The following is an 18,170-nucleotide window of genomic DNA, read 5'->3' as shown; positions in this document are numbered from 1 at the left end:
AAATACTCGCATAACCCCTCAGCTGTTGTTGTAGGTGCTTGTCGTGCTTGTGGGTGTTGTGGGTGTTGTGGGTGCACTGGATGAGTCACGGCTCGACGGGCGGAGGGTTTACTCCGTAGCTTTGGGCATGGCCGTCTCCTCATCGCCCCGGACCACGTCCGCCCCGGACCTGCACACCTTCGAGCACCATTGGCAGGACGAGGCGGACGCCGCCTACCTGTATCGGTTGCTCTCGGGGCTCGAGACCGATCCGAAGAAGAGCGATCTCTATCGCCGTCTCGCTGAGGTCGAAGACCGGCACACGGACATCTGGGCGAAGCTCCTGCGCGACCACGGCCGCGATCCGGGCAAGTTTCGTCCGAGCGCGCGCACACGCCTGCTCGCGCGGCTGGGCAACTGGTTCGGCCCGGGTTTCCTGTTGCCGATGCTCCTTGCCGAGGAGGGGCGCGAAGTCAAAGGCTATCTCGACATGCATCGCGGCACGGCGCGCGGCACGCCGGGATCGAACGAGTCGCTGCTCCTCGCGCGCGAGTCCGCCGAGCATGCCTCGACGCTCAATGAGATTTCTGGAAAGTCGGGCGAGCCGTGGCACCGCACGGAGTCGGGCGGCTTTCTGCGTAACGTCGTGTACGGATTCAACGACGGGCTGACCGCGAACTTCGGTCTCGTCGCCGGGGTGATCGGCGCGTCATCGCAGGCGGCGCATCACCAGGTCATCGTCGCGGGGCTCGCGGGGCTCATCGCCGACGCGCTCTCGATGGGCTCGAGCGGCTATCTCGCCGCGAAGAGCGAGGCCGAGGTGTACGCCAACGAGATCGCGATGGAGCGCGACGAGATCGCCCTGATGCCGGAAGTCGAGCGCGACGAGCTGGCGCTGATCTACGAGGCCAAGGGCATGGCGCGCGAACCGGCGTACGCGCTGGCGACGGAAGTGATGGCCGATCCGGCGCGCATGCTCGAGGAGCAGGTGCAGGAGGAGTTGGGCATCAGCGACCCGCACATGTCGCCCATGCGAGAGGCGTGGATCACCGGCACGGCGACGGCGGTCGGCGCGCTCATTCCGGTCTTTCCATTTCTCATATGGACTGGGTGGACCGCGATCGTGATCGCGTTCGCGGTCGCGATGGCCTCGCACTGGATCGTGGGGGCGGCGAGATCGATCTTTACCGGCCGAAGCGTGTTCCGCTCGGGCCTGGACATGTTCGTGGTCGGGCTGGGGGTGGCGGTGGCGGGCTACTTCGTGGGAGAGTGGGTTGCCCGGCTGGCTGGATGAGCGCGGGATCGGGTCGGCACGCCTCTGTACAACTCGACACCACGACAACGTCTGACCAGATCCGACACGATCCGAGAACGGCGCGTGCCTGTCATCCTCGCGCAGATCTTGTCGGAACTTGTCGTAGTTAGTTGTCGTCCCACATCAGACTCGGTCGCCCTACGCCACGATGTTCAACAACCGTCCCGGGACGAAGATCACTTTCTTCGGCGCCCCGCTCACAAATTTCGCGATACTCTCTTCGGCCATCGCCGCCGTGAGCGCCTCGGCCTGACCTCCCGCGGGCGGGATCTGGATCGTTCCGCGCGTCTTCCCGTTGACCTGCACCGCGATCGTGATCAGGTCTTCCGCCGCCTGCGCCGGATCGTACGACGGCCAGCCGGCGTCGAAGACACTCTCGGCGTGGCCGAACTGTTCCCATAGCTCCTCGGCCACGTGCGGCGCGAACGGAGCGACCAGCTGCACCAGCGGCTCGACTTCGGCGCGGTGCGGCGTGCGTTCGTTGCGACGCACGACGTTGAGGTACTCCATCATCGCCGCGATCGCCGTGTTGTAGCTCAGCGCGGGCACGTCCTCGCTGACCTTCTTGATCGTCTGGTGCAGCTTGCGCATCACCTGCGCGTCCGGCGCACCCGCGGTGGTCGCCCCGGCGGCCGACGACCACACCCGATCGAGAAACCGGCGGACGCCGGCGATGCTCTGATCGCGGAAATCTCCGCCTTCCTCGTACGGCCCCAGGAACATGAGGTACGTGCGGAACGTGTCGGCGCCCCACCGCTCGATGTACTCGTCGGGGTTCACCACGTTGCCGCGGCTCTTCGACATCTTGGCGCCTTCGCGAATGATCATGCCGTGCGCGCGAAACTTCACGAACGGCTCCTCGAACGCGAGCAGGCCGGCGTCGTACAGCACCATCGTCACGAAACGCGAATATAACAAGTGCAATACGGCGTGCTCGTTCCCGCCGATGTACGAGGTCACCGGCAGCCATTTGGCCGTCAGCGTCTCGTCGAACGCCACGTCGTCGAAATCGGTGCTCGGGTAGCGCAGGAAATACCACGCGCTGTCGAGGAACGTGTCGGACACGTCCGTCTCGCGGCGCGCCTCGCGGCCGCACGTCGGACACGGCACGCGATACCACGACTCTACCCGCGCCAAGGGCGAGATGCCCGTGTCGTCGGGCCTGAAATCCTCGACGAACGGCAGCTCGACCGGCAGATCCTTCTCTGGTACCGGAATGGTACCACAATGGTCGCAATAGATGATGGGGATCGGCGGACCCCAGTACCGCTGCCGGGAGATGCACCAGTCGTGCAGCCGGAAGTTCACCACCGGCTTGGCGTGGCCGTTCTGCGCCAGCCAATCCACGATGCGCGCCTTCGCGTCCTCGACGCTCAAGCCCGAGAACTGCCCGGAGTTCACGATCTGCACGTTCGCCGTCTCGACGAACGGCTCGGTCAGCGGCGCATGCGCGTCGCCGCCGACCGGCGCAACGACACGCGGAATCTCGAGATCGAACTTATTAGCAAACTCGAAATCCCGCTCGTCGTGGCCCGGCACCGCCATGATCGCGCCCGTGCCGTATTCCATCAGCACGTAGTCGGCGATCCAGATCGGAATCGGGTGCTGCGTCGCCGGATTGATCGCGAACGACCCCGTGAAGACGCCCGTCTTCTCCTTCGTCGTCTTCCGCGACACCAGGTCCTGCTTCGCCGCGCGCTTCTTGTACGCGTCCACCTCGTCGCGCTGCTCCTCGGTCGACAACACGTCGACCAACGGATGCTCCGGCGCCAACACCAGATACGTGGCGCCGAACACGGTATCCGGACGCGTCGTGAACACACGAATGTCCACCGGCTCCGCCGTGAACTCGCCCGAGAGCCCGCTCGCGATCGTCGCCGTGCCGACCAGATCCTCCAGATCCTGCACGCGGAACGTCAGCTCCGCGCCGTCAGACCGGCCGAGCCAGTTGCGCTGAGCCTGCTTGGTGGACTCGGACCAGTCGATCCAATCCAGATTGTGCAGCAGCCGAGCGGCGTAATCCGTGATCCGGAAGAACCACTGTTCCAGGAACCGCTGTTCGACCTTGGCGCCGCACCGCTCGCATTCGCCGGCGATGACCTGCTCGTTCGCCAGCACGGTCTTGTCGTTCGGGCACCAGTTCACGGCCGCGCGCCGCTTATAGGCCAGTCCCCGCTTGTAGAGCTGCAGGAAAACCCACTGGGTCCACTTGTAATAGTCGGGGTCGGTAGTCGACAGCTCGTGCCGCCAATCGATCATCAGGCCCGAGCGCTTAAGCTGCCGCCTGAAGTTGTCGATGTTCTTAGGGATGAGGACCGCGGGATGGGTCCCCACCTTCAGCGCGAAGTTCTCGGAATGGATGCCGAACGCGTCGAAGCCCAGCGGCTCAAAGACCGTGTGCCCTTGAAGCCGCTGGAATCGTCCATAGATGTCGTTTCCCGTGAAGGCGAAGAGGTTGCCGACGTGCAGCCCCTCCGCCGAGGGATACGGGAACATCATGAGGGCATAGAACGGACGCTCACCGGCGGAGAGGTCGGTGTGGTTCGTACCGCGCTTCTCCCAACGTTCCTGCCATTTCCGTTCGATGGCGGCAGGGTCATAGCCGGCCGGCTCCGCGGCTGGTGCTCGCTCTGTCGATGTCATGTAAGAAATGCCAGTATGCGCAATTCCGAGCGGAGGCGCGAAGCGCCGAAGTGAGGAACAATCAATCGCTTTAGCGGAATTTAGCCGCCGATGAACCTACGCAGTACAGGCACCTTCATGATTCCTGCAGCGCCGACGGGTCCCCGCTCGGCGCGCTCACTGCGCCGGCGACTCGTCGCTGGTGTCGCGGTGGGCGCGATCATCGTGCTCGGCGTGATTACCGCCCTGGGCGTCGAGCTGTTGAAGCAAACGATGGCCGGCGACGAAGACGCTCGCCTCACGAACGCCGCGTCGCTCTCGAAGCAGCTCGTCGAGCGCGTGCTCGCCGAACGTGCGCGCCAGGTCGAGCTGATTGCGTCGGCTCCCAGCGTGATTTCGGCGGCGAAGAAGGGCGCGGATGAAGCCAAGCAGCTTGGCCTGCCGCTGCGCACGTTTCAGGACAAGGAATCGGCACTCGAGCCGATCGAGGCGCGCTTCAAGGCGACGCGCTCGATGCAGGTGGACGAGTCCACGAATCAATATTTGAAGTCGCTGCTGCCAAAGCTCGACATCAACGAAGTCATGGTGACGGACAAGTACGGCTACAACGCCGTGACCACGTCGCCTTCCTCGGATTTCATTCAGAGCGACGAAGCCTGGTGGAACACCGCGTTCAACAAGGGCGCCACGGCGGCGAACGCGACGCTGTTCGGAAAGAGCGTCGTCGTCGAGTTGTCCGGCGTCATTCGCGACGGCTCGACGCCGGTTGGCGTGACCAAGGTCAAGTTCGGTCTGTCGCTCGTCGATTCGGTGTTGGCGCAGGGCGGCGCCACCAACGGTACGATGCGCGTGGACCTGGTCGACTCGGCGGGCAAGGTCATCGCGAGCTCGGGCTCGGGCGATCGCTTCAAGTCGTTCGCCGCGTTCGATTCGGTCAAGTGTCGCGGCACGAGCGTTTCGTTCAAGTACTCGGGCGACTCGACGGTGCCGCAGCGCGCGGCGGTCGAGCTCACGAACGACGGCGGTTGGCGTGTCGTCGCGCACATGAACGAATCCGACGCGTCGCACGCGTATAACGTCGCGCGCATGGCGCTGTTCGGCGGCGCCGCGGTGATGCTGTTGCTCATCATCGCGTCCCTGTCGTTCATCGGTCGATTCATCGAGCGCCGCGTCACCGGTCCGGCCGAAGAGCTAGCGGTGGCGGCGGAAGCCGTGGCGAACGGCGATCTCTCGAAGCAGGTGAACCAGATCGGCGGCGACGACGAGATCGGACGCCTGGCGCGCGCGGTCGCGGCGATGATCGCCGAGCTGCGGCGTCTTGCGACGGCGCTGAATCAGTCGGCGTCGGAGACTGGGAGCATGACGGCCGAGATCACCGCGAGCTCCGAGGAGATGGCGGCGTCGGCGGGTCAGATCGCGCACACCGCGGCGGATCTCAGCCAGCAGTCGAATCTGATGGCCGAAACGATTCACGCGCTCGCGGGATCGTCGGAGAACCTCGTGGGCATTGCGTCGAACCTCGACGCGGGCGCCAGTGAAGGTGTCGAGCGCAACGCTCGGCTCCGGACGTTGGCGCTCGAAAATCGCGCACGACTCGACGAAAGCTCCAAGTCGCTCCAGACGCTGAGCGGGGAAGCGGAGGCCAGCGCCGCCGCGATCGAACAGCTCGCGCAGGCGTCGGAGGAAGTGAAGTCGTTCGTCACGCTCGTGCAGAAGCTGGCGCGGCAGTCGAAGCTCCTTGCGTTGAACGCGGCCATGGAAGCGGCGCGCGCCGGCGATCACGGCCACGGCTTCGCGGTCGTCGCCGAAGAAGTGCGGCGCCTGGCGGCCATGTCGTCGGACGCGGCGGAGCGTACCGAGCGCGTGGTCAACGGGGTGCTGCAGGGCATCTCGGATTCGCGGACGTCGAGCGAGCGCACCGTCTCCACGGTGAAGGTCGTGCGCGGCGCAACGGAAGAGGGCTCGCGGTCGTTCGGCCACATCGAGCAGGCGGTGGCGGAATCGGACGCGTGGACCTCGACGATTCAGAAAACTGTAACAGCGGCGAGCGGGCTGGTGCGCGACATGCGCGGCAAGCTCGACACGCTGGCGACGGGCACGGAATCATTCGCCGCGGCGATGGAAGAAGTTGCGGCCTCGAGCCAGGAGCAGAGCGCCTCGACCGAACAGATCGCGGCCGCGGCCGCGACGTTGTCGGGTGCGGCGGATCGCTTGACTCGCGTGGTGTCGAACCTCCGGCTCGACAGCGGCGAGCCGGCGTCCGTTCCCGGGAATCGGCAGAGCGGGCCTGTCAAGGCACCGGCTGATGTGAACATCGGCCGATCGGTCGGTCAGCGGCCCTCGACGGTTTCGTAAACTCTAAATACTCTAAAAGCGCTACTTCAGCCGGCGCATCCAGCCGCCGTACTTGAGCGGCGTCCAGGTCGAATCCGGCGGCACATTGTCGGGGGCACGAACCGCGATCGCCACGGTCGCGCCGTCGGCGGCGAATTGCGCGAGCAGTGCGTCGCGCGACGCCGGCGTGAGCATCCACCACACCGGCACGATCGGTCCCGGCACGTCGGCCACGATCTTCAAGCGTGCCGTGCGCGCCCAGTACGACTCGGCGTGCGGGCCGATGAGCGCGATGCGCGTACCCGGCGCGATTCCGTGCGCCGCGAGCTCCTGCGCGATCTGCCACTGTGGATTTGCACTGACGGCTGCCGACGCGTGCGACATGTTGATCGCATCGCGATTGGCGCGAAGCGCGAGGCGTCCCGCCAGGACGAGTCCCGCGCCAACCGCGAGTCCGGTCAACGCGCCGCGTGCGAATTGCTCCATGCGCCAACGCCGAATCGCCGCGCGCGACGCCGCCCACAGGAGCACGATGATGGCCGCCGAACCAAGGCGCATGACGGCCTGCGTCGCCGGCGAGAACAGAAGCAGCGAGAACAGCAGCGCCAGCGGCACGAGCACCATCCACAGAATGGCCCGTCGCGTCGGGATCAGTGCACCAACGAGCATCGCCGCGGCGATGCCCGTCGCGAACGAAAACGCGTACGACATCATCTGCCACGGCGCCAAGGGAGAGATCGAGATCACGAGACCGAGAAGGAGCCACGTCGGCCGAAGACGGCGCGCGATCGGCAGCGTGCCGAGCGTGACGAGCACGCCCGACAGGACGAAGGCCATGATGTAGCGCGCGGTCATGATCACCATCGCGTAGCCGAGGATGCCGATCAGACACGGCACCAGCACGATCCACGATCGCGCCAGATACACCCGCCGCGAGCCACGTGGCGCAACGGCGATGGCGAGGCCCAGGTAGAGGAGGATCGACAGGCTGCCGATGAGCGTCACCGACATGGTGGCGAGCGTCCCGAGCTCGTCGTGCAGCGAGAGCCTCGGATGCATCGACGCGTTCCAGCGCGCGGGGTCGTACCACATCGGGTCGGTGCCGGGTGCATCGCCGGTCACGCCGGTGCCCGGGAGAATCGCCTCGGTCGCGCGCGTCCGCGCGTCGGGCGGAACGACGCCGAGCGACGGTGGATCCTGCCCGTTGACGTACCAGCCCCATGTGAGCCGGCCGGTATCGCCGAAGGTGACGCGGCCCGCGCGGTGTGTGAGCACGGCGGTCCACGGAAGGACGAACACGGCCCACGCGAGGATCGCGAGTGTCAGCGGGCGGCGGGCGGCGCGGTGTGACGCAGCGCGATGAAGCGCGATCGCGAGCACGACGAAGCACACGATCGACCACGGTACGAGAAACGACTTGGCGAGTGCGCCGACGCCGAGTGCGGCCCCGAGGAGGAGTGCGGTGCGGCGGTCGTCGGGTTCGTCGCGCAGTCGGAGCATGGCGCCCATCGCGATGAAGACGGCCGCGTTGGAGAGCCAGTCGGGGGTCGTCAGCTCGAGCGGCGTCATCGTCATCGACAGCGCGCCGAAGAGGCCGTAGGCGGCGACGGCGCCCCAGGGTCCGCGGAGCATGGCGTGCCGGACGCCGGCCGCTATTGATAATACTTTAACTATAAAATACTCAAATCCGGCGAACATCGCGAGGAACGCCGCGAGGTTCACCGCGTGGACGATCGCCACCTCGTGCTCCGCGCCCGCGTCCGCGATGCGGCGCGCGACGCCGATCAGGAAGGGATAGAGCGGGCTCCAGTACAGATTGACGAGATCGCCCCAGCGACCCGTGACCACGGCGTCGCTGAGATCGAGGTAGGACATCCCGTCCGGCGAGATCGCGTAGCGATTGCCGTAGGTCTGAAAGGCGGCGAGGGCGACGATGAGCACCCATGCGCCGATACGAATGTCCTTGCGGATCGATCGATTCACGTCGTGACGGCGAAGGTCACCGCGTGATCACGGTTTGATCATCGTGCCGCTCAGATTGTTCGTCGGCTGCTCCGACTTCTTGTACATGTAGATACAGTCTTCGACGCGCGCGCCGTTCGCGTCGGCCACGGCGAACTTGGAGCCCTCGTAGCAGCAGGCGCCCGCGTACTCGCCCTTCTTGTTCACGGCGTAGTACTGCAGCTGGAACGTCGGCTTGCCGTTGACCATCAGCCGGTCTTCGGTCATCGCGATCACGCGCTTCATGACCTTGAGCAGCGCTTCCTGCGGCGAGTCGCCGTTGCGCATGAACTCCACGGCGAGGAACGCGCCGCAGACCTTGATGTTCGCTTCGCCGCGGCCGGTCGATCCGGCGGCCCCGACTTCGTTGTCGCAGTACTGGCCGGCGCCGATGATCGGCGAGTCGCCGACGCGGCCGGGAATCTTCCACGAGAGACCGCTGGTCGTCGTCACCGACGCAACGTCGCCCTTCGCGGTGACCGCGTTCATGTTGATCGTGCCGTACGTGTACGCCACGCCGCGCGCGTCGTAGTAGACGTGCGAGCCCGAGTAGTGTTCTTCGTCGTCCGGCTTGCGGCCGCCCGCGCCCGCCGATGACGGATGCGCGGGATCGATCGGGTCGAGCCAGTTGTCGCTCGGGTTGCCACAAGACGCTTTTCGGACAGATGGCCAGACGCGCCTTAAGGCGATATTTCTTGAGCGCCGACGCCGCATAGCCACGCCTTTTCAAGCCTCTAGTTTCGGAACCGCTCGCTTAACAAACGCCGCGCCGAGATGGTTCTCGATGATCTTGATCGCTGCGGTATTCGCAAGCGCGTGCATGTAGCAGTGGTGAACTGTGAGCACGAGATCTTGTAGGTCGGAATCGCTTTCAAGCCGCTCAATCTTCAGCCCCATTTTCTCACACGCATCCATGTGGATGTGTAATGAGTGCGTACGATTCCCCGAGTAATCAGACAGCTTCTTGACGATTGCCTTCGCCTTCGTAGCTGCGTCCGGGTCGCCATCGAACATCACGTTTTTCAACTGCTCGGTGACGAAGGCATTCGACCACTTAATTGCATGTTGACACTGACCCAAAAACGCCGGACGGTACTGGGCGATGATGGCGTGCCAAACTGCTGCGCTCGCCGGGTCTTTCTTTACCTCTTTGACTGCGCGCTTGAACTCCTCCACGATGCCGTACGCAGGCACACCGGCAAGATGAGGGTCGATCGGTCCCAGGTTTGAATGCTTTGCCATCATGATGCTGGAACATGAGCAAGCCATCATGGTGCCCGCAGACATGGCGATCTGCGGAACAATTGCACGCATGTCATTGCCGAACATCTGGTGCAGATAGTCGACGAGAGACTGCGTGGCGGCGACGTTGCCGCCGGGGGTGTGGAGGATGAGATCCAACCCCTTTGTCCGGTCGAGATTATGAACGGCCATCATAAAGCCGTTTTTATCTTCGTCCGTAATGTCGAGACCGGCTGTCGGAGGCTTGGAGAGCCAGCCGGAGTAATAAGCGATGACGTTCCGCTTCGTGTAGTTGGCGAGCTTCTCCAAGTACTCGCGCCGGACACGGTCCGGCATGCTGCTCGCCTCAGCCGCCGCCTGACCGCCTCTAGTAGAAATCTCAATTAGGACTTCTTTCCAGTCAGGCAAGCGCGCTGGGGATCAGGGGACGGGCTCGTAAGCTCCGTACGTGGTCATGGTTTGCACATACGGGTACGGATCCGGTTGCTCGAAGGTCTCCCGTTGCGGCGGTTCCGGCAAGGAGGGAAACACGTGCTGCATGAGCAACTGATACTCGCGCTCTAGACGCTTAGTCTGCTTCGCAGCTGTCTTTTGCTTCGACATTCTTTGCCTCCCGGATTGCACGCATAATAGTACCCACATCAAAAAGCGAAAGGCGCGCCGTTAGATGTTTCGTCCGCGAAATCTTGAACTTCAGTCCGCCCCAGATGGATTTCTACGGTACAATAATATTATTGTTCCTGCGGCCGTCGTACAGGGGCCGCAATAATATTATTGCGGCCCCTGTACGACGGCCGCGTGAGGGCTCCCGTTAATGACGACACAAATCAGCAAGCGGCACGTCATGGCAAATCCTGACTACGTCGCCCAAAGAGTGCGTCGGGTATTCGGCGATTCCGCCGTCCTGCCTTTGGGCGGCATCCAATACGCGCTTTGTGAAGTCGGGCCTCGTCGCTTCGACCCGGTAGTTCTGGCCGATCGCATCCAACGGCTTGTCGAGAGCGCCGCTTTGGAGCGCGTTGCCGATGGCGCGTATGCCCTTTCGGACGCTGCCCCAAACGACGTGCAGCGCAGCCTGAAAGCACTCCCGCACGTGAACGCGCTCTTGGAGCATGCCTGCGGGAGCAGCCTCGAAATCCTCCGACGAGTCACAGAGACGGTTGCGAACGCCGGCAGGGTGCCAAACCCGTTTCCCTCTGATCTGGATGACCCAAGCGTGATGCGGACAGAAGGGAGTGCCGGGTCACAGGTCATCTGGTTATCGCACCAGATCCGCTGGATTGACCCCACAGACTGTCGATTCTGGGCGTTTCTTTCGTTTGCCGAACGTGAACGTGCTCAGCCAATCATCATTGCGCGCAAAGCAGCAACGACAGCCTTCAGCTTGTGCAAGCAGCTCGGCGCAAAAACGCTGCAATACCATCACCTCATTACCGACGCAGCGCTCAGCCTGTCGGAGAGCAGCTTGCTCAGGGAATTTCGGCTCCCTCGCCTTATTACACCGATCGAGTTGCAGGGGCACGCACTATGGCAGTTCATGGATATTCGGCCAGCGTCACCACATCCCAATGCGCTCGACGCGCTTCACCGTGCAGTCGACAGCGGATTCCATGAGCACCCCCCCAGCGGCCCAGACCTGATTGCTTGGGCCGAGGCGAGCGGGCTGCAGCTACCGGAACTGTGGTCCTATACCGTTCGGAGATGGAACGAGCTGGCGCCTGACAGTGACGAGGGCCGCAGCGTTCAACAGAAACGAAGAGTCAAGACACCTCCTCGCGAGTCGAACACGTTTGGCCGATCGACGGAGGTAATCCGGATACCGATCCGGATCTAGCGTAGCGATTGTGGGAGGAAGAACCTGAGAGGTCTTTCGTACACCGCGGCGAACTGCGCCAGTTCGATTATGTCGACCCGCCGTTCGCCGGACTCCGACTTCGCAATGAAGCTCTGAGAACGACCAAGCGCCTTAGCCGCCTCGCGCTGCGTCATCCCTGCTAACTCGCGGGCTTCGACTAAGCACACGCGGAATTCGTTATAGAGCTTCGGCCAACGCGCTCGTGATGATTCGTGCTCGCGAGTAGACATAGCAGGGAGCACCTTGCCCTGCGCGGGCTTTGAGTCCAAAATAGACTCATGGCTCGACTGGGACGTTTTCCGGGAAAAGAAGGCGAGTATTGTCCGCGGCATCTCAGTCCTCTTGAACCGTTTCCAGAGGACGTGGCGCGTGCGCACCTAAAGAGACTCCTCCAAGGCTTGACGTTGGAGGAGCTCAACCTACCTGAGCGATGCTTCGCGACGGAGGAGGCGCCGCCTGCCGAATTACGGCTTGATGAGAACTCCGCTAAGCGGGACCTTCGGTTGCTCTGATGCTTTGTAGAGGTAAGCGCATTTCTCGACGCGCGCTCCTTTAGCATCACACACCGCGAAATCCGAACCTTCGTAGCAACAAGCAGCGGCATACTCGCCCTTTTTGTTCACAGCGTAGTACTGAAGCTGGAAGGTCGGTTTGCCATTTACTAAGAGCCGGGATTCGGTCATGGCGATCACGCGCTTCACGACCTTCATCAAGGCTTCTTCTGGCGAGTCGCCGTTTCGCATGTACTCAACGGCGAGAAATGCCCCACACACCTTGATGTTTGCCTCGCCGCGGCCCGTTGAACCCGCGGCTCCGATCTCATTATCGCAGTACTGCCCTGCGCCGATGATCGGTGAGTCGCCAACACGACCGGGAATCTTCCACGACAACCCGCTCGTGGTGGTAACCGACGCAATATCACCGTTAGCCGTGACCGCATTCATGTTGATCGTGCCGTACGTGTATGGAACGCCATGCGCGTCGTAAAAAACGTGATACTGATTTTCGTCGTTCTTTGCGGGGGGTTTCGGTTTTTTGTCCTGTCGCGCGGAATCGGCAGGTAATACAGGGACATCTAACCAAGCGTCATTTGGATTGAGCTTCGCCTTCCAACGCAGCCACATCTGCCGCGCTTCGGGCGTGAGCAGATTCTGCTCCTTGAAACCCATCTCGAGCGCGAACTTCTTGGCGCCGGCGCCGACGAGAAAGATGTGATCGGTATTGTCCATGACGGCGCGCGCCACCGCGGCGGGCGTCGCGATGTCCTCGATCGCGCCAACAGCGCCGGCGCGGCGCGTCGGACCGTGCATGCAGCTCGCGTCGAGCTGGACCACGCCCTCTTCGTTCGGCAACCCACCCAGTCCGACGCTGTTGTCGGTGGGATCGAGCTCGACGATCTGCACGCCGGAGACGATCGCGTCGAGCGGGTCGGCGCCGCCCGAGAGCATCTGGTACGCGACCTCGATTCCGCGCTTGCCGCTTGGATCGCGGTTGTAGCCGTTGGCCGCGGAGATGATGACGGGCCGCCCCGCGGCGAGGTTGGGTACGAGCTCGGATCGGTCGCGCACGGTAATGCTTGCGGCCCTAGGCATCGCGTTGGCGAGCGTCGGCAAGGCAAGACCGGCGGCGGCGGCCGCACCGGCCCCGAGGAAGTCACGGCGGGAGACGGGCATGGAGTGCTCCGGACGGAGATGCGTGAAGTTACCGCGAATCCAAGACGAATGTCATCCTGAGCGAAGACGGCCCCGTCGCGACTGAGGAGCGATATGCAGCGCTCCCCTGAGCACGGGGGTCCAAGGGGGTCCCTCGACTGCGGCGCTTTCGCGCCTCCGCTCGGGATGACAGGGGAACCGGGGCACAGCTACCTTCCACCCCATGTCCGCCGAAATCCGCGACAAGCTGCGCTCCGCCCACTTCCTGGACGGCGTCACCGACAGCGCCATCCACAGTCTCGCCAAACTGGTCAGCCCCGTCGCCTACGAGTGCGACGACGTTCTCTTCGAGGAAGGCTCGCCGCGCTCGGCCATGGCGATCATCGTCAGCGGCGCCGTCGCCATCGAAAAAGGTGGCAACGGGCGCCCCGTTCGCCTCGTGACCCTCGGCGCCGGCCAGGCCGTCGGCGAAGGGCTGCTGCTCGACGATCTGCCGCACGGCACCAGCGCGCGCGCCATCCAGAAAACCGAAGCGTACGTGCTCACCGCGGACAAAGTGCGCGAGATGATCAAGGAATCGCCCGCGGTGTACGCGGCGCTCGTCGGACGCGCGGCACGGTCGATCTCGCAGCGTCTTGCCGCGACCGACGCGACGCTCGTCGGCCGCGGGCGCACGCTTGGCTTCACGGGCGCTCGTACACGCAAAGAACACGACCTGCTCGGCGAGCGCGAAGTGCCCGACGACGCGCTCTACGGCGTTCAAACTCTGCGCGCGCTCGAGAATTTTCCGATCACCGGTACGGCCCTTCGCGAATTTCCGGTGCTGGTCGAGGCGCTCGCCGCCGTGAAGGAAGCGGCCGCGCTGGCCAACGCCGAGTTGGGGCTGCTGGATCGCGGCATCGCGGACGTGATCGTGCGCGCCGCGCAGGAAATTCGCGCCGGCCGGCATCACGAGCATTTCGTCGTCGACATGATTCAGGGCGGGGCCGGCACGTCGACCAACATGAACGCGAACGAAGTCATCGCCAATCGTGCGCTCGAGCTGCTCGGCAAGGAGCGCGGCGATTACGCGGTCGTGCACCCGAACAATCACGTCAATCTCAGCCAGTCCACGAACGACGTGTATCCGACGGCGGTGAAGCTGGCGCTGCACGGCGCCATCGAGCTGCTTCGCGGCGAGATGAGCAGGCTCGCCGCGGCGTTTCTGGGCAAGGGCGAGGAGTTCGCGTCGTTCATCAAGATGGGGCGTACGCAATTGCAGGACGCGGTGCCGATGACGCTCGGCCAGGAATTCCGCGCGTTCGGCCACACCATTCTCGAGGACGTCGAGCGGTTGGGTGAAGCGCAAGCGTTGATTCGCGAGATGAACATGGGCGCGACCGCGATCGGCACGGGCATCAACACGCCGACAGGCTACGCGGCAACGATCTGTCGCGAGCTGTCGCGGATCACCGGCCTGGCGATGATCACGGCGCCCGATCTCGTCGAGGCGACGATGGACACGGGCGCGTTCGTGCAGCTGTCGGGCGTGTTGAAGCGATGCGCGGTGAAGCTTTCGAAAATTTGTAACGATTTGCGACTATTGTCTTCCGGCCCGCGGGCGGGCTTGGGCGAGATCAATCTGCCGCCAATGCAGCCCGGGTCTTCGATCATGCCGGGGAAGGTGAATCCCGTCATTCCGGAAGTGGTAAATCAGGTCTGCTTCGACGTGATCGGCGGCGACGTGACGGTGACGCTCGCCGCCGAGGCGGGGCAGCTGCAGCTGAACGTGTTCGAGCCCGTGATCGCGTTCAGGCTGCTGCACGGCATTCAGACGCTGACGAATGGGTGTCGCGTGCTGCGTGAGCGCTGTGTGGAGGGCATCACGGCGAATCCGGACCGCATGCGCTACTTCGTCGAGCACTCGATCGGAATCGTCACCGCGCTCGTGCCGGCGATCGGGTACGAGCACGCGACGTCGGTCGCGAAGCAGGCGCTCGACACCGGCCGCGGCGTGTACGACATCGTGATGGAGCGCGGCCTGCTGACGCGCGAGCAGCTCGATCGGGTGCTGGATCCCGAGTCGATGATCGGGAGCTGAAGAGCCGGTCATGCCCCCACGCCGACGCAAACGACTCGATCCGAGCGCCTTCAATCTTCCGGTCGAGCAGATCAGGCAGGGCTTCTACACCGACGCCTACTTCGTCCGTGCGCGAGAGATCGTGCGCGCGGAGAAGAAGCCGCCGACGGTGGTGATGCAGTTCACCGGCAAGACCGAGGGATGGCTCGGCGGCATCGACGAGTCGATCGCGATGCTCAAGCTCGCGGTCGACGACTGGACTACGCTGACCGTGCACGCGCTCTACGAAGGCGATCGATTCGAGAGCTGGGATACCGTGCTCACGATCGAAGGGCCGTACGATCAGTTCGCGCATCTCGAGACGCTGTGCCTCGGCGCACTCGGCCGGCGGACGCGCATCTGCACCAACGCGCGAGTCATCTGCGGCGCGGCGCCGTCCAAGCCGGTGATGTTCTTCGGCGCGCGCGACGACGTGCTATGGACGCAGCCGGGCGACGGCTACAGCGCGATGGTCGGCGGCGTGAAGCTCGTGTCGACCGAGGCGCAGGGCTCGCTGTTCGGCGGAAAGGCCGTCGGTACGATTCCGCACGCGCTCATCGCGGCGTTCGCCGGCGACACCGTGAAGGCGACGAAGCGCTTCTGCGAGGTCATCGAGGGCGTGGACGTCATCGCGCTCGTCGACTACGACAACGATTCGGTGAAAACGAGTCTCGACGTCGCGCGCGCGCTCGAGGATCGTTTGTGGGGCGTTCGACTCGATACCGCCGAGTACATGGTGGATAAGTCGGTGGTGTCGCAGATGGGCGGGTTCAAGCCCACGGGTGTGAATGCGAATCTCGTCTGGAGCGTGCGCAATGCGCTCGACGCCGAGGGGTTCGGTGACGTGAAGATCATCGTGTCGGGCGGCTTCGACGTGGCGAAGATCGCGGCGTTCGAGGAAGAGGGTGTGCCGGTGGACGCGTACGGCGTCGGCGCGGCGCTGTTCGACGGCCGGTGGGATTTCACGGCGGACATCGTTCAGGTGAATGGAAAGGCCGAGTCGAAGGCCGGGCGGCGCTCGCGGGAAAATCCACGCCTGGAAAGGGTCAAATAACATGGCCGGGATCAGACTCGACTCGACCGGCCAGATCAAGCTGAAAACGCTCGACGAAGCGTTACTTCACCTGCAGCGCATTCATGGGCTGGTCGAGCAGTACGCGATCGCGCTCAAGAACAATCAGGCGACGAGCGCATTCGTGATGAACATTCGGCGACAGCTGCCGACGCTCGCGGCGAATCTCAAGAATCAGTTCGGGATGATCTCGGACCAGGTGGTCGCGGTCAACCTGTCGGCGAGCCGCGGCGCGAGCGAGCAGGTGCGGCTGCGCGGGTTGCGTGAGGGTGTGGCGCAGGTGAAGCAGGCGCTGGAAATCGCCATCACGCAGACGAAGGACAAGCACAAGGTCGTCGATGACGCGCATGGCGGCGCACAAGGCGGCCCGCATGCGCCGCCGAAGCGCGCAGACGGCGCGTAACCTGCTGTCGGGGAACCGCCTACGGCTGAGCCAGTGTTCGCTTGATTCAATCCGACGGCTCCGATAGGTTCCGCTTGCTATTCCAGTCACAATTCGCACCGAGCGCAATGCTATGGATGACAGTCCGTGGGCGCGCTCAGAACGCCGGTAAAAGGATTCATCATGCCTTTTCTCACCCGCCTGCGCCGGCTGGGTACCCGCAATGCGGGTGCGGCCGCGCTGACGGTCGCCCTTGCGGTGCTCAGTCTTTCACTGACCGCGTGTGGGCAGAACCATCCCGATTCGATTTTTCATCAACGAACGGACTTCAATCGGGAAGTCGATTTTCTTTTCAAGCTGATCATCTACATCGGAACGGCGGTCTTCATCTTCGTCGAGGGAATTCTCATCCTCACGTTGATCAAGTATCGCTCGCGTCCGGGGCAGGCCGCGCCTGAGCACGTGCATGGGAACACGACGCTCGAGATCGCGTGGACGGTCATTCCGCTGGTCATCCTGATCCTCATCGCGATTCCCACGGTCAAGACCATCTTCAAGACCGAAGCGAAGGCGCGTGACGATGCGTTGCAGGTCGAGGTGATCGGACACCAGTGGTGGTGGGAATTCCGTTATCCGCAGTACACCGTCGCCAACAACGGCCGCACGGATACCGTCGTCACGGCGAACGAGCTGTATCTGCCGATCGGCAAGACGGTGAACTTCACGCTCAAGTCGCGCGACGTGATCCATTCGTTCTGGGCGCCCGGTCTGGCGGGCAAGCGCGACGTGGTCACGAACCGCACGAACTACTTGTGGTACACGCCTGATTCGACGACGATGGACGTGTTCAACGGCGCGTGCGCGGAGTATTGCGGAACGAGCCACGCGAACATGCGCTTCAAGGTGTTCACGGTGTCGCAGGCGGATTTCGATAGCTGGATGGCGAACCAGAAGCTCGCCGGCGTTGGCGCGCAGGTCGCAACGGCGCCCGCGGGTGCGACTCCGGTGTTGCAGCAGCCCACGGCGCCAATGGGCAGCCAGGTCAATCCGAACGTCAATGCAAGCGGCACGTTGAACTCGCCGGCCGGCGCGCGTCAGGCCAGCCCGACGACGCCGGGTTCCGGACCGACTGGTGTGGGCGTGCCGAATGCCCCAGGCGCAGTCAATGCGAACGTCGTGCAAGCCGGGTTCGTGTCGTATCCTCGCGAAAAGATTCCGGCCTACGCCGTTCCGGGAACTCCGCTGCCGGCGGGCCTCACGTACGACGACAACCTGCTCGCGGCAGGCAACGCCGCGAATGGCGCGAAGCTCGTGTCGACCGGGATGTGCGTGGCGTGCCATACCATTCGCGGCGTTCCGACGATGGCAGCGACGGTTGGACCGAACCTGACGCACGTCGGCTCGCGCACGACGATCGCCGCGGGGTTGTATCCGAACGACGCGCAGCATCTGGCCCGCTGGGTCAAGGACGCACCCGCCATGAAGCCGGGTGTCATCATGCCGGCGCTCGGCATCGGCGAGTACGATCCGGTGACGCTCAAGGGACCGGTGAAGATTGGATTCACCGACGCCCAGGTCGCCGACATCGTCGCGTATTTGCAGTCGCTGAAATAACGAA

At 63.9% G+C, this 18,170-nt stretch carries 13 protein-coding genes; 7 read left to right on the top strand and 6 right to left on the bottom strand.

The window, feature by feature from the left end:
* Positions 1–127: 127 nt before the first annotated feature.
* Positions 128–1,273: a VIT1/CCC1 transporter family protein gene (locus tag VN706_15245; protein HXT16995.1), complete on the top strand. Its 1,146-nt coding sequence runs from the start codon at positions 128–130 to the stop codon at positions 1,271–1,273.
* A 159-nt stretch (positions 1,274–1,432) separates the two neighbouring features.
* Here the strand turns inward: VN706_15245 and leuS are convergent, their stop codons facing one another.
* On the bottom strand, positions 1,433–3,937 hold the full coding sequence (leuS, locus tag VN706_15240) for a leucine--tRNA ligase (GenBank protein HXT16994.1): 2,505 nt from the start codon (positions 3,935–3,937) through the stop codon (positions 1,433–1,435).
* Between the two features lie 117 nt (positions 3,938–4,054).
* Between leuS and VN706_15235 the strand changes: the two genes are divergently transcribed.
* Positions 4,055–6,271 carry a methyl-accepting chemotaxis protein gene (locus VN706_15235; GenBank protein HXT16993.1) on the top strand — a complete coding sequence of 739 codons (2,217 nt, stop codon included), beginning with the start codon at positions 4,055–4,057 and terminating at the stop codon, positions 6,269–6,271.
* 21 nt (positions 6,272–6,292) lie between these two features.
* On the opposite strand, the gene VN706_15230 is transcribed toward VN706_15235, so the two are convergent.
* Genes VN706_15230 through VN706_15220 form a run of 3 tightly spaced genes read right to left on the bottom strand, consistent with a single transcriptional unit; the run spans position 6,293 to position 9,829 of the window.
* The gene (locus VN706_15230) at positions 6,293–8,233 is read right to left on the bottom strand and encodes a hypothetical protein (protein ID HXT16992.1); all 1,941 of its coding nucleotides are present in this window, start codon (positions 8,231–8,233) and stop codon (positions 6,293–6,295) included.
* Positions 8,234–8,260: 27 nt separating this feature from the next.
* Positions 8,261–8,965 (bottom strand): isoaspartyl peptidase/L-asparaginase, encoded by a 705-nt coding sequence (locus VN706_15225; GenBank protein ID HXT16991.1) that lies wholly within the window; start codon positions 8,963–8,965, stop codon positions 8,261–8,263.
* Positions 8,966–8,977: 12 nt separating this feature from the next.
* Positions 8,978–9,829: a hypothetical protein gene (locus VN706_15220; GenBank protein HXT16990.1), complete on the bottom strand. Its 852-nt coding sequence runs from the start codon at positions 9,827–9,829 to the stop codon at positions 8,978–8,980.
* 478 nt (positions 9,830–10,307) lie between these two features.
* Here VN706_15220 and VN706_15215 point away from each other — a divergent pair, with 478 nt between their 5' ends.
* Complete coding sequence (locus VN706_15215) at positions 10,308–11,327, top strand: hypothetical protein (protein ID HXT16989.1); 1,020 nt, start codon at positions 10,308–10,310, stop codon at positions 11,325–11,327.
* Here VN706_15215 and VN706_15210 read toward each other — a convergent pair.
* Together VN706_15210 and VN706_15205 are read right to left on the bottom strand one after the other, a co-directional pair.
* On the bottom strand, positions 11,324–11,578 hold the full coding sequence (locus tag VN706_15210) for a helix-turn-helix transcriptional regulator (protein ID HXT16988.1): 255 nt from the start codon (positions 11,576–11,578) through the stop codon (positions 11,324–11,326). The genes VN706_15215 and VN706_15210 overlap by 4 nt on opposite strands.
* 234 nt (positions 11,579–11,812) lie before the next feature.
* On the bottom strand, positions 11,813–13,021 hold the full coding sequence (locus tag VN706_15205) for a N(4)-(beta-N-acetylglucosaminyl)-L-asparaginase (protein HXT16987.1): 1,209 nt from the start codon (positions 13,019–13,021) through the stop codon (positions 11,813–11,815).
* A 202-nt stretch (positions 13,022–13,223) separates the two neighbouring features.
* Here VN706_15205 and aspA point away from each other — a divergent pair, with 202 nt between their 5' ends.
* The 4 genes from aspA to coxB all read left to right on the top strand — a co-directional run bounded on the left by aspA (position 13,224) and on the right by coxB (position 18,166).
* Complete coding sequence (gene aspA / locus VN706_15200; protein HXT16986.1) at positions 13,224–15,080, top strand: aspartate ammonia-lyase; 1,857 nt, start codon at positions 13,224–13,226, stop codon at positions 15,078–15,080.
* Positions 15,081–15,090: 10 nt separating this feature from the next.
* Positions 15,091–16,152 (top strand): hypothetical protein, encoded by a 1,062-nt coding sequence (locus VN706_15195; GenBank protein HXT16985.1) that lies wholly within the window; start codon positions 15,091–15,093, stop codon positions 16,150–16,152.
* Between the two features lies 1 nt (position 16,153).
* A complete protein-coding gene (locus VN706_15190) occupies positions 16,154–16,573 on the top strand; it encodes a hypothetical protein (GenBank protein ID HXT16984.1) in 420 nt (139 codons plus the stop codon).
* Positions 16,574–16,735: 162 nt separating this feature from the next.
* Positions 16,736–18,166 (top strand): cytochrome c oxidase subunit II, encoded by a 1,431-nt coding sequence (coxB, locus tag VN706_15185; GenBank protein HXT16983.1) that lies wholly within the window; start codon positions 16,736–16,738, stop codon positions 18,164–18,166.
* The last annotated feature ends 4 nt before the right edge of the window (positions 18,167–18,170 follow it).

It is taken from the genome of Gemmatimonadaceae bacterium (genome assembly GCA_035606695.1).
In the GTDB taxonomy this organism is placed as follows: domain Bacteria; phylum Gemmatimonadota; class Gemmatimonadetes; order Gemmatimonadales; family Gemmatimonadaceae; genus JAQBQB01.
Note: the sequence above shows the minus strand (reverse complement) of the source record. Positions and strands in the feature narration are given on the sequence as shown.